The organism is Nocardia sp. NPDC006630, assembly GCF_040611495.1.
Lineage (GTDB): Bacteria > Actinomycetota > Actinomycetes > Mycobacteriales > Mycobacteriaceae > Nocardia.
The window spans coordinates 453,680-467,633 of record NZ_JBEXOK010000004.1 but is presented as its reverse complement, the minus strand read 5'-3'; the positions used below and the strand labels follow the sequence as shown (position 1 = coordinate 467,633).

Genomic DNA, 13,954 nt, shown 5'->3' with positions numbered 1-13,954 from the left:
CAATGCGGATTCTGGTCACCGGAGTCACCGAGCCCAGCGGACGTTCCGTGGCGCGCATGCTGCTGGCGGCCGGGCACGAGGTCGTCGGCCTGGACCGGCAACGCAATCGTCTGGTCGACCCGCGCGTCGTGGTCACCGTCGGCGATCCGGCCGATACGCAGCTCTGCACCCGGGCCGTCGCGGGCGTGGATGTCGTGGTGCATCTGGCCGGGCGCGCGATCGCCGGAATCGTCTCGGCGGCTCGTGAAGCCGGTGCGCGACTGGTGGTTCCCGTTGCGGCGGGTACGGATTCGACGACGGAACGCATTGTGGCGAGCAGTGGCGTCGATGCGCTCATCGTGCGCACCGCACTGGTCGCCGGCCGCCGCGTCGACAGCAGCAGCTGGCGCACGCTGGAGAATCTGGCCGGCGCGCGCGGCAATACCGCCCTGCAGGTGCTGCACTACGACGACCTCGAGCGCTTCCTGGTGCTGGCCGCGCTCTCGCAGCGCAGCGGCGTCGTGGGCCTGGCCGCTCCCGGTGAGGTCTCCGGCGACGACATGCGCCGCGCACTCAAGGACGCCGGCGTCAAATACGCTGCGTGGCTGCACCGTTCGGCCCCGAGCGGCACCCAGGTCGACACCACCGGCGCCCGCGAGGAGTGGGGCTTCCGCTACGGCTGGACCGCCCGCGAAACCGTCGCCGATGTGGTGCGCGGTCTGCACGGCCGCAAAGCCGACGGCTCCGGACTGCGCACTCGCGGTGGCGCGATCCCACTGCCCTCGCACGTGGTGCCGCAGAACGCGCCGACCTCCGACGGGTACACACTGAAAGTGTCTGCGCCCGAAGGACTTCAGGGCGAGTTCGACGATCTGCTCGACGATCGCATTCCGGTGTTCACCGCGACCAATACCTCCGAGGCGCTGCCCGGCCCGCTCACTCCGCTGACCATCGATCTGCAGGCGGGTGCGATCCGGCTCGGCAACGAGGCCATGGGTCATATGATCGCCATCGAGGGAATCGCGCTGGAGCACTGGGTCTCCCGCGTCACCGGCGTCATGGGCCATCACATGTACATCAATGCGTCCATCGGCGTGTTCTCCGCGGAGAACATGCCCGGCTGGGACGAGGAGAGCGTGCGCCGCGATGTCTACGGCGCGATCGGCGATGTGGAGCTGCATCCGAAGGGCCGCCCGTCCATGTCGACCGGGTTCGCCGCCCGCCTGGGCACCTTCAAGGCGCTTGGCCGCGTAGGCGCCACCGCCCTGAGCTACCGCAAGACCGCCGAGCTGATCAATGCCGCCTCGCACGCGGAAGCCCTGACCCGGGAACAGATCTCCGAGCTCACCGATGAGCAGCTGCACGCCCGTGCGCTGCTGTGGCGCGACCGCCTGAACCAGGCGTGGCAGGCCGCCTCCATCGGCGTCATGATGACCGGCGCGGCGACCGCGGCGCACAACGGCGAGGTGAAGATCAACCTCGAGCGGCTGGAATCGGCCAAGACCATGCTGGCCGTCGAGCGACTGGCGGCACTGTGCCGCAGGGATTCCGGGCTGCAGGCCATTGCCAAGAGCGGTGATGTGGCGGCCGCCCGGGAGAAGTCGCCGGAGTTCGCCAAGGCCCTGGCCGAGGAGCTGAACCGGATCGGCCACCGTGGCCCCGGCGAGTGCGAGCTCATCAACGCCACCTTCGGCGATCGCCCCGAGCTGCTGGTGACCGCCGCCGGCCGGGCCGCGGAAATGCCTGCCCCGCACCGGGAACCGGTGGCCGAGCCGACCAGCCGCACCGCCAAGATGGCGGTCGGCGCGACCGTCTACCGCGAGCGTGCCCGCGATGCCGTCGTGCGGGTCACCAACGGCCTGCGCATGGCCACCCAGGAGCGCGCGGCCCGCCTGGTCAAGGTCGGCAAGCTCACCGAGATCGAGGATTCGGCCTTCCTGACCCTCGACGAAATCCTCTGGGCGCCCGCCGATCTGCAGGAGCGCGTGGCCCGCCGCCGCGCCGAGCGCACCCGCTACCAGGGCGTCCGCATGCCCGATGTGATCAATGGCGAATGGGAGCCGGAGGAGATCTCCGGCGCGCTGCCGATCGGCGGCGTCCTGACCGGTCTCGGCGTCAGCCCCGGCGTGGTCGAGGGCACCGTCAAGCGGGTGCTGTCGATCGACGACGATATCGAGCCCGGCGACATTCTGGTCGCCGCGGTCACCGATACCGGCCACACCGCCATGTTCGGCTATGCGGGCGCGGTGGTCACCGATATCGGCGGCGCCGCCTCCCATGCCGCCATTGTGGCGCGCGAGTTCGGCGTCCCCTGCGTGGTGGACACCAAGACCGCCAGCACCGGCCTCGCCGACGGACAGCGGGTCCGGGTCGACGGCGCGGCGGGCACCATCACGCTGCTGTCGGACGCCGAGTAGCACCGCACCACAACGCACTTCGCGCGAGATGCCCGCCGCAGCCCGGCGGGTCATCGTGCGGGACGCACCCGGCGACCGCTGGGGCGTGTCCCGAAGGTCGTGCGGCCGAGGACATCTCGTCGGCCGCCCGGCTGCTGAAGCCCGGGCCGGGAACCCACTGTTCGGCTCGTGATTGAAAGGAATACCTGTAGTGACGATTTCGCGCGCAGTACGCGGCACCCTACTGACCGGTGTAACCGCCGCGCTCATCGCCGTACTCCCGGCGGCGGGGATCACCCCCGCGCTCGCCGCCCCGAATATCTCGATCCTGCACCAGGCTCCGATCGGCGCGGACTTCAAGCTCGCAGGTGCACCGAATGCCCGTGATATCGGCGGGGTTACGGCGCAGAACGGGACCATCAAGTCCGGTCTGGTGTACCGCACCGACGCACTCAACAATCTGACCGATGCCGATCAGCAGACGCTGACCGCCGCGGGCGTCACCGAGGTCATCGATTTCCGCAGCCCCACCGAGCGGGCCGCCAGCCCGGACAAGGTGCCTGCCTCGATCAAGACCGTGCAGCTGCCGATCTACGATCCGAGCAACGATTTCTACGTGTTCTTCGGCAAGCTCGTGCAGGGCGGCCCGGCCGCGCAGCAGGCGGCGCTGGGCGACGGCAAGGGCGCGCAGTACATGCGCGACTACTACTCCTGGGTTGTCAATGATCCGACCTCGCAGGGTCAGTTCGGCGCGGCGCTGAAGGAGATCGCCAACTCCTCCGGCGCGGTGCTGTACCACTGCACCGCGGGCAAGGATCGCACCGGCATGATGACCGCGTTCCTGATGACCATCCTGGGCACTCCGCAGAGCCAGATCAATGCGAACTACCTGGCGTCCAACGATCGCCTGGCGGCCAGCAACAAGGCCACCCTCGATGCGCTGGTGGCCCGGGGCCTGGTGACCGATCCGTCGCTGTTCGGTCCGGTGCTGGGTGTGCAGCAGGACTACCTGGACGCGGCCTTCGCCGCGGCCACGGCGGCCTCCGGCTCGGTGTCGAACTACATCACGCAGAAGCTGGGCATCGATGCCGGCACCTACAAGGCGCTGCAGGACAAGCTGATCAAGACCGGTGGCATCTCCACCGGATCGTTCGGCAGCTAGTACCGACCGCTTGACATAACTCGCTCTCGACATGCCGGCGCCCCGTGTGGGAGGACGCCGGCATGTCGCGTTTTGCAAGCCGACCAGTTTGCATTCCGGGAGCACCCCGTTGCAGCATGTCGGGGACACGCCGGGCGGCACCGTGCGAAAATTCGCATGGTGCAGGAGATCTGGCATCTCGACGGGCGGCGCACCCGCTCGATCAGTCCGGAGAACCCCACCGGCGAGCCCGGCGCGGGCGGGCGGGCCATCGCCGGGACCGGGGCGTTCGCGGCCGCGGGCCTCGGCCGCGGCTGGAAGGTGTCGCCGTCGATCGATCTGGAACCCGGACAGACGATCACCCTCGCCGATATCGCCGGACCCGGGGTGATCCGGCACTTCTGGCTCACCACCGATCGCAGTCTGCTGCAGCACTTCACCCTGCAGATGTACTGGGACGGAGCACCCGAACCCGCCGTCGCGGTGCCGCTGGGCGACTTCTTCTGCAATGGCTGGGACCAACTGGCGCTGGTCAATTCACAGATGGTGGTGGTCGCGCCGGCGGGCGGCCTGAACAGCTACTGGCCCATGCCGTTCGGTACGCATGCGCTCATCACCCTGCACAATGGCGCCGAGCGCGCCGCACCTGTCTACTACCAGATCACCTATACGGAAGAGGATGTGCCGGAATCATCCGGACTTCTGCATGCCTGCTGGCGCTGCAGTGATCCACTCGGCTCCCCCGCCGTCCATCCACTCGTCGAAGTCACCGGCGGGCCGGGCCGCTATGTGGGCACCTATTTGGCGATCGAACCGCGCGCGCCCGGCTGGTGGGGCGAGGGCGAGCTCAAGTTCTATCTGGACGATGACACCGAATTCCCGACCATCTGCGGCACCGGGACCGAGGACTATTTCGGCGGGGCCTGGAATTTCGATCTGGGCGGTATGCAAGTGCCCTACTCGACGCCTTATCTGGGGCTGGTGCAGGTGGAACCGCGCGAGCGCATCTACGAACCGCAGCAGCGATTCGGCATGTACCGCTGGCACATTCCGGATCCGATCTGTTTCGAGCACAGTCTGAGCGCCACCATCCAGGCGCTCGGCTGGCGCGAGGACGGGCACTATCTTCCGCTGGAACACGCGCATGTCGCGACTACCGCGTTTTGGTATCAATCACACCCGCCGAGCGCCCCGCTCCCCTAATGCCGCCCGCGAACAGGGCCGGGGAACATCACCGTTGTGATTTCTATTGGGTAAAACGCACTTGGTGAACCGCGTTCGGGTGCATGGTATTTGTATGCGCGCGCTGGTTGTCGAGAAGCCTGGACAGTTCTCGGTCGATACGGTGCCCGATCCCACGCCGGGGGCGGGGGAAGCGGTGGTGCGGGTCGACGCGGTCGGAATTTGTGGCACGGATATACATATTGTCGAGGGTGAATTCCCGCCCACGCCCTATCCGATCATCCCGGGGCACGAATTCGCCGGGGAGATCGTGGCTCTCGGCGCCGATACCGCCGGGGTGCGGGTGGGCGATCGGGTCGCGGTCGATCCCTCGCTGTTCTGCGGCCGCTGTCATTACTGCGCGATCGGGCGCGGAAATCTCTGCGAGAACTGGGGCGCCATCGGCGATACGGTCGACGGGGCGATGGCCGAGTTCGTGAAAGTCCCGGCTGCCAACTGTTATCGGCTACCCGGGCATCTCTCGGCCGTGCACGGTGCACTGGTGGAACCGCTCTCGTGCGCCGTCCACGGATTCGATGTGCTGCCACGGCAACTCGGGGCGCACTATCTGATCTACGGTGCGGGCACCATGGGGCTGCTCATGCTGCAATTGGCCAGTGCGGCGGGCGCGGCCTCGGTATCGGTGGTGGACACCAATCCCGATCGACTGGCGGTCGCGCGCATGCTCGGCGCGGACGCGGCCACCATCGCCGCCGACGATATGGATCGGCCGGAGGGCTGGGAGATCGTCATCGATTGCAGCGGAACGATTCCCGCCATCGAGGACGGGCTGTCGCGGGTTCGGCGCGGCGGCACCTATCAGCAATTCGGGGTCGCGCCGGCGGAGGCGCGCGCGGCCATCTCACCGTTCCGCATCTACAACGACGAGATCACCATTGTCGGTTCGATGGCGGTCCTGCACAGTTTCGGGCGAGCCGTGGATCTGATGGGCGAAGGCGTCATCGATGCCGACACCATGATCACCCACGATTTCGCGCTCGGTGAATTCGGTGATGCCCTGCGGACTTTCCGCGCGGGCACCGGCCGCAAAATCCAGCTGCGGCCCGGACGGGTCACGGCACGCTAGAGACGGGCAGGCCAATGACGGTCGTTGCCGGAGTGGATTCTTCGACTCAATCCTGCAAGCTGGTGGTGTGCGACGCCGATACCGGAACGGTATTGCGGCAGCGCCAGATACCGCATCCGGACGGCACGGAGATCGCGCCGTCGATCTGGTGGGACGCGCTGAGACAGGCCTGCGATCGGATGATGCGCGATGTCGAGGCCATTGCCGTCGCGGGTCAGCAGCACGGGCTGGTGGCGCTCGACGCCGCCGGTCACCCGGTGCGAGACGCGCTGATGTGGAACGACACTCGCTCGGCGGAGGCGGCGACCCAGTTGGTCGCCGAGCTCGGCGGCCCGCAGGCGTGGGCCGATGCGGTCGGCAGTGTGCCGCTCGCGGCGCATACCGTCGCCAAACTGCGCTGGTTCGCCGATCACGAACCGCAGCTCGCCGACCGCACCGTGCGGGTGCTGCTGCCGCACGACTACCTCACCTGGCAGCTGCGCGGTGGTGATCCGCACGACGAGACCACCACCGACCGCGGTGACGCCTCGGGCACCGGATACTGGTCGCCCACCTCGGGGCGCTATCGCACCGATCTGCTGTCGATGGCCTTCCGCGGCCGCACCCCGGCGCTGCCGCGGGTGCTGAACCCGGCGGAGGTGGCGGGGCGCACGCCGGGCGGGCGGCTGGTGGCGGCCGGAACCGGTGACAATGCCGCGGCCGCACTCGGTTTGGGGATCGGGGACGGTGATGTGGTGGTGTCGCTGGGCACCAGCGGGACGGTCTTCACCCGCTCCGGGCAGCCCAGTGCCGATGCCTCCGGGGCGGTCAATGGTTTCGCCGATGCGACGGGGGCGTTCCTGCCCCTGGTGTGCACGCTGAACGCCTCACGCGTCCTGGACGCCACCGCGACCCTGCTCGGCACCGATCTGTCCGGGCTGGAGGTGCTGGCCGCGCAATCACCGCCGGGCGCCGACGGATTGACGCTGCTGCCCTACCTCACCGGGGAGCGCACGCCGAATCTGCCGCATGCCACCGGAAGTCTGCACGGCCTGCGCCCGGAGACCATGCGCCCGCATCATCTGGCGCGGGCGGCGATCGAGGGCATGCTCTGCAATATCGCCGAGGCGTTCGACCGCCTGCCGACCACGCCGAAGCGGATTCTGCTCATCGGCGGGGCGGCGCGGTCACGGCTCATCGCGCATGCGGCGGCGACCATCTTCGGACAGACTGTCTCGGTGCCGAATCCGAGTGAGTACGTGGCGCTCGGGGCGGCCCGGCAGGCCGCGTGGGCGCTGCGGGGCGGGGCGCGGCCGCCGCGCTGGCCGACCCTGGCGCCGACGGAATTCCACCCGATCGCGCCCGGAGTCGGCGTGGCGATACGCGAGCGCTACGCCCGCATTCGGGACACCTACTACCCGTAGACGACCGTATCGTCGGACAGGAAGCCCTCCCAGGCACGATGACGCTCCAGATAGGTGCGCAGCGCATCCCGGGTGATCTCCTGCTTCGACCGCCCCTCCAGTACCGCCTGCGCGCACAGCGCAGCCTCTTCGTGCTCGCTGAGCCGCAACGTCCATGCCACGCGAAAGTAATACCACCTGAAGTCCGGATTGTCCTGGGTTCCGCGATCGCCGGGCAACCGTCACATACCCGCCGGTAGGGCTGGCGACCCTCTCCTCCCCCTGGCCATTCCCCCGTCATTCCGGCGCGCTCTTGGCCGGAATCCACTGAACCCATTGCGGCGCTGCCGGTGTGGATCCCGGCCAAGAACATGCCGGGATGACGGGCAGTCAGTGACGCACGGCGGCGCGGTGTTGTTCTGCTGCCAGGAAGTGGGCTGTGGTGCGGGTGGATTCGTAGAGGGAGCGGTAGTGGCGGTAGTAGGGGGTGTAGTGGACGGTGCGGGACGGGTTGGGGTCGATGGTGGTGGTGAGCGGGTTCCAGGTGGAAGTGTCCAGGCCGATGGCTTCGGCGGCGAGAAGGGCGTCGCCGAGAGCCGCGCCGATGGTGTCGGCGGGCAGTTGCTGTGGGAGGCCGGTGATATCGGAGACGATCTGGGTCCAGAGGCCGCCCTTGGTGCCGCCGCCGACCGCGATGAGGCGGCGGGCCTCGCCGCCCGCGGCGGCCATGACTTCGAGATTGTGGCGGACGCCGTAGCCGATGCCCTCCAGGACCGCGCGGTAGATATCGGCGCGCTGGTGGGTGAGGGTCAGTCCGGCGATCATGCCGCGGGCGTCGGCGTCGAAGAGCGGCGTGCGCTCCCCGGCGAAGTAGGGCAGCACCAGCAGGCCGCGGCTGCCGGGCGGAACGTCTGCGGCCTCGTCGAGCAGATCGCCGAAATCGCTGCCGGTGAGGGCGCGCAACCAGTCGGTGATCGCGCCCGAGGTCGCCATGCCGGCGGCGGATGTGTATGTGCCGGGCCAGGTTCCGCAGGTGGTCCAGAGACCGGGGTGCGGATGCGGATGCGTGAGCACCTGGGTGAGGAACAGGGTGGTGCCGTACATGATCATGACATCGCCCGGTTCCCGGACGCCGACACCGGCGGCCTCGGCCCAGGCGTCGATGGTGCCGGTGGTGACGGGCAGTCCCACCGGAAGTCCGGTCGCCGCAGCGGCTTCGGCCGTCACTCGCCCGACTATTTCTGTGGGCCAGGCCAATTCGGGCAGCGGCAGCCCGGGCGCGACCGAACCGGCCCAATCGGTGGCCCAGGTCTGGGCCATGAGGTCGTACATGGGCACGCACTGACTGGCGGACTGATGATCGAGCACATAGCGGCCGGTGAGGCGATGGACCAGAAAGGAGCTGGCCATCAACAGCATTCGGGTCTCTTTCCAGACCTGCGGCTCGTGCCGGGCCAGCCAGCGTAGTTTCGGGCCGACCGCCTGACTGGTGAGCGGGGAACCCGACCGCTCCAGCACGGTGTCCGCGCCCAATTCGGCGGTCAGTTCCTCGATTTCGATCCCGGCGCGGGTATCGACGCCGTACAGAATCGCGGGCCGCAGCGGCCGCCCGTCAGCATCGGCGGGCAGCAGGCACGGCCCGATCCCGCTCACCGCGAGCGCCTCGAGGGGCGCGCCGTCCGCGGCCGCCACCAGCTCCCGGGCGATGCCGACAAAATCCGACCACCACACCGTCTCCGCATCGTGCTCCACCCAGCCGGGGCGTGGAGTCGAGACCCGGTGCGGCCGTTCGGCTCTCATATCCACCATGCCGTGGTGATCGACGAGCACACCCTTGGATCCGGAGGTTCCGATATCGATGCCGAGCAGCATGTCAGCTCGCCCTGCTGAATTCGTCGAGGGTGACGTCGAGTAGCTCGCAGGCGGCCCGCACCTCGGGTCTGCGGTCACCGGGGACGGCGTGAATGTGGTTGGCGCCGAAGCGGGACAGGAAATCCGGGGCCTCGGCGTCCAGGCGGGCGAAGGCGTGCGGCCATTCCCTGGTGGACTGATTCATCAGCGCCTCATTGGTGGCCTCGTCGTAGGTCTCGAAATCCCCGAGCATCAACTGCATTCGGTACGCACCGTTCTTACGGGTGAGCCGGGCGAAGGTCATCTGCCCGGGCGCGGCCAGATGATGCACCGACGCACCACCGGCGGGGAAGAAGAACACCTCCGGATAGAGGTGAACACGGGCGAGGTTCTCGGCGGGATCGTCGCTGCGGGCCGCGAACCAGGTGGCGTGCTGCCCGGAATTGCACAGATCCCAGATATCGCGGTCGGCGTGATAGTGCCGGACATCGGCGAAAAGCACCGGGGTGCCGGAGATCTGCTTGAGCAGCTGCATGGTGAGCGCACCGTCCATATCCGCCTCGGTGGCGCAGACGTGCGGCTGTTTCGGCCCGTTCCAGTCGTACGGGTCGTTGAGAAAGGCCTCGGTGATATCCATGGTCGCGAAGTACTGGGTCAGTTCCGGCTGGCCCTTGATGCCGGAGAAGTCCAGATGCCATTCCGCGATCAGATCCCGCATGGCCAGATACGAGCAGATCTGCCGCTCCAGCAGTTCCGGGGTGAGTTTGCTGCCGTCGTAGTGCACCCCGGCGGTATTGCGTTCCAACCACTCTCGGGCGCCCTTGGCCTCCCCCGCATCGGCCAGCTCGGCGCGCCGCACGATCTCCCACTGATCGATCTCCTCCACATCGATCCCGAAGGTGTGCTGCCACTGGTCGGTATTGGCCACCGCCGTATTCATGCCCATCGGCCGCCCGCCGATCCGCCCGAAGGTGCTGCCGCGCAGACTCGCCACCGCGGCGGCGGCGCGTGCCCGCACCCCGATGGCCGCGATCAACTCGCGGTCCGCGGGATCACCCCAGAGCCGGGTGTGCGCGCGCCCGATCTGATCCAGCGCACCGCCCGCCGCCAGCATGCCCACCATTCCGGGCTGCACCGGATCGATATTCGACAGCAGCAGTAGCGGACTCGTCAGCTGTCCCGCCGCCAGCATGGTGAAGTGCGGGAAGGCCCACACCGCATAGTGCAGCACGGTGAGATCGACCCCGGCGGCCTGCACCCGCCGCGCCACCGCGACGGCCTGCTGATTGCTCGCCACCGGTTCGCGCCCGCGCACCACGGTGTGACCGGCCGCGGTCAATTCGGCGACGAGCCGATCTTCCACTGTACGAATGAATCCGACAATTCCCCCGTGCACGTAGTCACGGCCATCGGAAATACTGATAACGCCGATCCGGGCCATTTGCCTTGCCTCCCGACCGTGGGTGGACTCTCGACTCGCACTCCAGAATCCCAGTTCGCCGCGCCGGGCACGCCCGAATGAGGAAGATCGGCTCAGCCCGGGAAGTGCAAGGGAGCCAGCCGGACTCCGCCCTGCCCCCAGCCGGCGGCGGTGATCCAGAACGAATCGCCGTCCGCCACCACCTCCGCGGCGTGTGCGGCGATATGGCCCACACGGTCCTGCGGCTGGAAGTGAAACGGGTCCGTACTGCGAAAGATCTCGGTGCCGACGTACTCCGGGCGCGGGCCGATGAACAGGTACCAGTAACCGCCGTACGGCACCACGAACGGCGATTCGGTATTGCCCGCCTCGGTTCCGGCGGTCGGATCGGTATAGGCGATGCGGCGCGGGCCCCACCGCACCAGATCGGTACTCGTCCGGTAGGCGACCACGTGATTGCCGCCTGTACGGGTACCGGTGGCGCAGTAGTACATCACCCACCACTCGCCGATGCGCAGCACCATGGGATCGCGGGCGTCGTACCCGTCCCGGAACAAGGGGCCGCCGGGATGCCGGGTCCACTCGAACAGATCGGTGGAGGTGGCCAGATTCATCCCGGTGGCCGTCCGATCCGCCCCGCCACCGTCATAGAACATGAAGTACCGCGTCCCATGCCGCACCACGAACGGCGCCCACAGATGCGTCTCCCCATACTCCCGGTCCACCGTCAACGCCGGCGACTCCTGCACCCAGGGCCCAGCCAATTCCGCTGCGGTGGCGTGCCCGAACACCGTCTCATCGAACGGATCCGCCGGCTCCCGATGCGTGATCCCGAACAAATGCCACCGCCCATCCCCCGCCCGAATCACCGTGTGGTCGTTGACATACCACCGCCCACCCTCCCCCTGAGGCTCGAACACCCGACGGAACGCCCCCGCCCGCACCAACCCGCTCATCCCCCGAGTGTGCGCGGTCAGCGCCGTGCGGACAGCGATTCGAGCCGCATACAGAGCGGACCGGAGATGCGGTGCAAGATAGGACAGAATCTGTCCTAGTTCTACTCGACAATGGGGTTATGACGGAAATATCGCTGCGCCGGCTGAATCGGACCCTGCTCGTGCGCCAGATGCTGGCCGAACGGGTTTCCATGCCCGCGGGCGATCTCATCCGCCATCTGATCGCGGTGCAGGGGCAGGAGGCGAATTGGCCGTACGTCGGGTTGTGGACCCGGCTGGCCGATTTCCGGCACGAAGAGCTCGCCGCGCTGCTGCACGATCGAAGTGTGGTGCGGTCCACCATGATTCGCCGGACCGTACATCTGGCCGATGCCGCCGACTATCGCTGGTTGTATCCGACGGTGCGGCCGGTGATCGAGGCAGCACTGCAGGCGGCCTACTTCCGGGAGGCGATCGACGGAGTTGATCCGGTCGAATTCGCTACTGCCGGAAAGGAACTGCTCACCGGCCGGACGCTGTCCCGCATCGAGCTCGGGCGAATGCTCGCGGACCGCTTCCCGAGCCCGTATCCCGGCAGGCTCGCCCAGGCGCTCGGCGTCATGCTGCCGGTGGTGCACAATCCCGAGGCGGGGGTGTGGGGCGGCTGGCGCAATCGCCGCGTCTCGGTCACCCTCGCGGACGAATGGCTGGGCGCACCCCTCGCGGAGTCGCCGCAGCCGGAGACCATGGTCCTTCGCTACCTGGGAGCATTCGGCCCGGCCACCGTCGCGGACATCCAGGCATGGGCCGGAACCACCCGCCTCGCCGAAGTCGTCGCACGCCTGCGTCCCCAACTGCGGGTCTACCGCGACGAATCCGGCCGAGAACTCTTCGACCTCCCCGACGCGACCCTGGCCGATCCGGATCTGCCCGCCCCGGTCCGCCTACTGCCCGCCTTCGACAATGCCCTGCTGGGCCATCACGACCGCACCCGCGTGATCAGCGACGCAGACCGGGCCCGCATTGCCAAGGTCGCCTCCGGCGGCGTCCCGATGTACCTGGTCGACGGGTTCGTCCACGGGCAGTGGTCCCGCACCGACACCGCCCTCCACATCACCCCGTGGCACCCCCTCTCCGCGGCTGATGAGGCCGCCGTCCACACCGAAGCAGAACGCCTGCTCTCCCTCATGGCCCCTGGCCAGGACATCAAAATCCTCATCAACCGCCCCTGACCCAGCATGTGCCCGAGACTGAACCGGTCATGGCCGCGCCGGGGCGCACGGGTGGCGCTGTGGCGGAATTCCTTTCGCCCGCAGGTGGGCGGGTTGATATTGTGGCGGGGTGATGAACCTCCGACAGGCATGGTGGTGGCTGCGCCCGCAGCCCGATTGATCATGTTCATGGGCTGTACGCAGCCTGTGGGTTCCGTGGTGCGGAGCGAGGTTCGTGCAGTCCCTCAGAGATAGGAACTGTGCGATGGATTCTTTTTCGGCTACGCGCGAGCGCAGTGATCGGCTCGGCGCCGATATTGCGGAAAACCCCGGGCGGTACCGTGTTCTCACCGGGGAGCGGCCTACGGGTCAGCTTCATCTGGGGCATTACTTCGGGACGATTTCGGAGCGGGTGCGACTGCACGATCTCGGCGTGGAGACCTTTGTCATTCTCGCTGATTACCAGGTAATCACCGATCGGGACGGCCTGGGGCCGGTGCGGGACAACGTCTTTCACGCTGTGCTGGATTATGTGGCGGCGGGCATCGACCCGAGCCGGGCGACGATCTTCACGCATTCGGCGGTGCCGGCGCTCAATCAGCTCATGCTGCCGTTCCTCAGTCTGGTGACCGAGGCCGAGCTGCATCGCAATCCGACGGTCAAGGCCGAACACGCCGCTGCCGGTAGGGCTTTGAGCGGGCTGCTGCTGACCTATCCGGTGCATCAGGCCGCCGATATTCTGTTCTGCAAGGGCAATCTGGTGCCGGTGGGCAAGGACAATCTCCCCCATGTCGAGCTGACCAGGGTGATCGCGCGGCGGTTCAATGAGCGCTACGGGCAGGTCTTTCCGGAACCGGAGGCGTTGCTGACACCAGCCCCGGAGGTGCCGGGTCTGGACGGCCGGAAGATGTCCAAAAGCTACGGGAATGCCATCACACTGGCCATGACCGCGGAGGAGACGGCGGCGCTGATCCGGCGTGCGCCAACGGATTCGGAGCGGCGGATCAGCTTCGATCCGGAACTCCGGCCGGGCGTCTCCGCCCTGTTGACCACCGCCGCCCTGTGCACCGGCGTCGATGAGAAGGTGCTGGCGGATCGAATCGGCGACAGCGGTGCGGGCGCGCTCAAAAAGCTCGCCACCGATGCGGTGAACGACTTTTTCGCCGACCATCGCCGCCGCCGCGCCGAACTGGCACGGGATCCGGATTTCGCGCACACGGTGCTGCGCGAGGGAAATCGGCGGGCGAACGAGATCGCGGACCGCACCCTCGACGAGGTGCGGTCCGCGATGGGGACGGTGTATTGATCTCTGCGCGTGTGGATCCCGGCCG

Annotated in this window: 11 protein-coding genes; 7 read left to right on the top strand and 4 right to left on the bottom strand. The window is 67.9% G+C overall.

Annotated features, from left to right (window positions below):
• The first annotated feature begins 2 nt into the window (after positions 1-2).
• From ABZX86_RS13905 to xylB, 5 genes are all read left to right on the top strand, one after another.
• Positions 3-2,396: a PEP-utilizing enzyme gene (locus tag ABZX86_RS13905; protein WP_355123375.1), complete on the top strand. Its 2,394-nt coding sequence runs from the start codon at positions 3-5 to the stop codon at positions 2,394-2,396.
• 190 nt (positions 2,397-2,586) lie between these two features.
• The gene (locus ABZX86_RS13900) at positions 2,587-3,537 is read left to right on the top strand and encodes a tyrosine-protein phosphatase (RefSeq protein WP_355123373.1); all 951 of its coding nucleotides are present in this window, start codon (positions 2,587-2,589) and stop codon (positions 3,535-3,537) included.
• A 156-nt stretch (positions 3,538-3,693) separates the two neighbouring features.
• Positions 3,694-4,719: a glycoside hydrolase family 172 protein gene (locus ABZX86_RS13895; RefSeq protein WP_355123371.1), complete on the top strand. Its 1,026-nt coding sequence runs from the start codon at positions 3,694-3,696 to the stop codon at positions 4,717-4,719.
• A 94-nt stretch (positions 4,720-4,813) separates the two neighbouring features.
• A complete protein-coding gene (locus ABZX86_RS13890) occupies positions 4,814-5,824 on the top strand; it encodes a zinc-dependent alcohol dehydrogenase family protein (protein ID WP_355123369.1) in 1,011 nt (336 codons plus the stop codon).
• Between the two features lie 14 nt (positions 5,825-5,838).
• Positions 5,839-7,227 carry a xylulokinase gene (xylB, locus tag ABZX86_RS13885; protein WP_355123367.1) on the top strand — a complete coding sequence of 463 codons (1,389 nt, stop codon included), beginning with the start codon at positions 5,839-5,841 and terminating at the stop codon, positions 7,225-7,227.
• Here xylB and ABZX86_RS13880 read toward each other — a convergent pair.
• From ABZX86_RS13880 to ABZX86_RS13865, 4 genes are all read right to left on the bottom strand, one after another.
• Positions 7,218-7,388: a hypothetical protein gene (locus tag ABZX86_RS13880; protein ID WP_327144512.1), complete on the bottom strand. Its 171-nt coding sequence runs from the start codon at positions 7,386-7,388 to the stop codon at positions 7,218-7,220. The two genes, xylB and ABZX86_RS13880, sit on opposite strands and share 10 nt — an antisense overlap.
• 208 nt (positions 7,389-7,596) lie before the next feature.
• The gene (locus tag ABZX86_RS13875; protein ID WP_355123365.1) at positions 7,597-9,078 is read right to left on the bottom strand and encodes an FGGY-family carbohydrate kinase; all 1,482 of its coding nucleotides are present in this window, start codon (positions 9,076-9,078) and stop codon (positions 7,597-7,599) included.
• Position 9,079: 1 nt separating this feature from the next.
• Positions 9,080-10,498, bottom strand: a complete 1,419-nt coding sequence (locus tag ABZX86_RS13870) for an L-fucose/L-arabinose isomerase family protein (protein ID WP_355123363.1) — start codon at positions 10,496-10,498, stop codon at positions 9,080-9,082.
• Between the two features lie 92 nt (positions 10,499-10,590).
• Complete coding sequence (locus ABZX86_RS13865) at positions 10,591-11,433, bottom strand: glycosyl hydrolase family 32 (protein ID WP_355123361.1); 843 nt, start codon at positions 11,431-11,433, stop codon at positions 10,591-10,593.
• 119 nt (positions 11,434-11,552) lie between these two features.
• On the opposite strand from ABZX86_RS13865, the gene ABZX86_RS13860 reads away from it, so the two are divergent.
• Both ABZX86_RS13860 and trpS read left to right on the top strand, forming a co-directional pair.
• The gene (locus tag ABZX86_RS13860) at positions 11,553-12,644 is read left to right on the top strand and encodes a winged helix DNA-binding domain-containing protein (RefSeq protein ID WP_355123359.1); all 1,092 of its coding nucleotides are present in this window, start codon (positions 11,553-11,555) and stop codon (positions 12,642-12,644) included.
• A 244-nt stretch (positions 12,645-12,888) separates the two neighbouring features.
• Positions 12,889-13,929, top strand: a complete 1,041-nt coding sequence (trpS, locus tag ABZX86_RS13855; protein ID WP_355123357.1) for a tryptophan--tRNA ligase — start codon at positions 12,889-12,891, stop codon at positions 13,927-13,929.
• Positions 13,930-13,954: the final 25 nt, after the last annotated feature.

What these genes read in the sequence shown, in the direction of transcription:
- ABZX86_RS13890 (WP_355123369.1), top strand. Translation starts at nt 4,814, where the DNA reads ATGCGCGCGCTGGTTGTCGAGAAGCCTGGACAGTTCTCGGTCGATACG.
- trpS (WP_355123357.1), top strand. Translation starts at nt 12,889, where the DNA reads ATGGATTCTTTTTCGGCTACGCGCGAGCGCAGTGATCGGCTCGGCGCC.
- ABZX86_RS13870 (WP_355123363.1), bottom strand. Translation starts at nt 10,498, where the DNA reads ATGGCCCGGATCGGCGTTATCAGTATTTCCGATGGCCGTGACTACGTG.
- ABZX86_RS13895 (WP_355123371.1), top strand. Translation starts at nt 3,694, where the DNA reads ATGGTGCAGGAGATCTGGCATCTCGACGGGCGGCGCACCCGCTCGATC.
- xylB (WP_355123367.1), top strand. Translation starts at nt 5,839, where the DNA reads ATGACGGTCGTTGCCGGAGTGGATTCTTCGACTCAATCCTGCAAGCTG.
- ABZX86_RS13905 (WP_355123375.1), top strand. Translation starts at nt 3, where the DNA reads ATGCGGATTCTGGTCACCGGAGTCACCGAGCCCAGCGGACGTTCCGTG.
- ABZX86_RS13860 (WP_355123359.1), top strand. Translation starts at nt 11,553, where the DNA reads ATGACGGAAATATCGCTGCGCCGGCTGAATCGGACCCTGCTCGTGCGC.
- ABZX86_RS13875 (WP_355123365.1), bottom strand. Translation starts at nt 9,078, where the DNA reads ATGCTGCTCGGCATCGATATCGGAACCTCCGGATCCAAGGGTGTGCTC.
- ABZX86_RS13865 (WP_355123361.1), bottom strand. Translation starts at nt 11,433, where the DNA reads ATGAGCGGGTTGGTGCGGGCGGGGGCGTTCCGTCGGGTGTTCGAGCCT.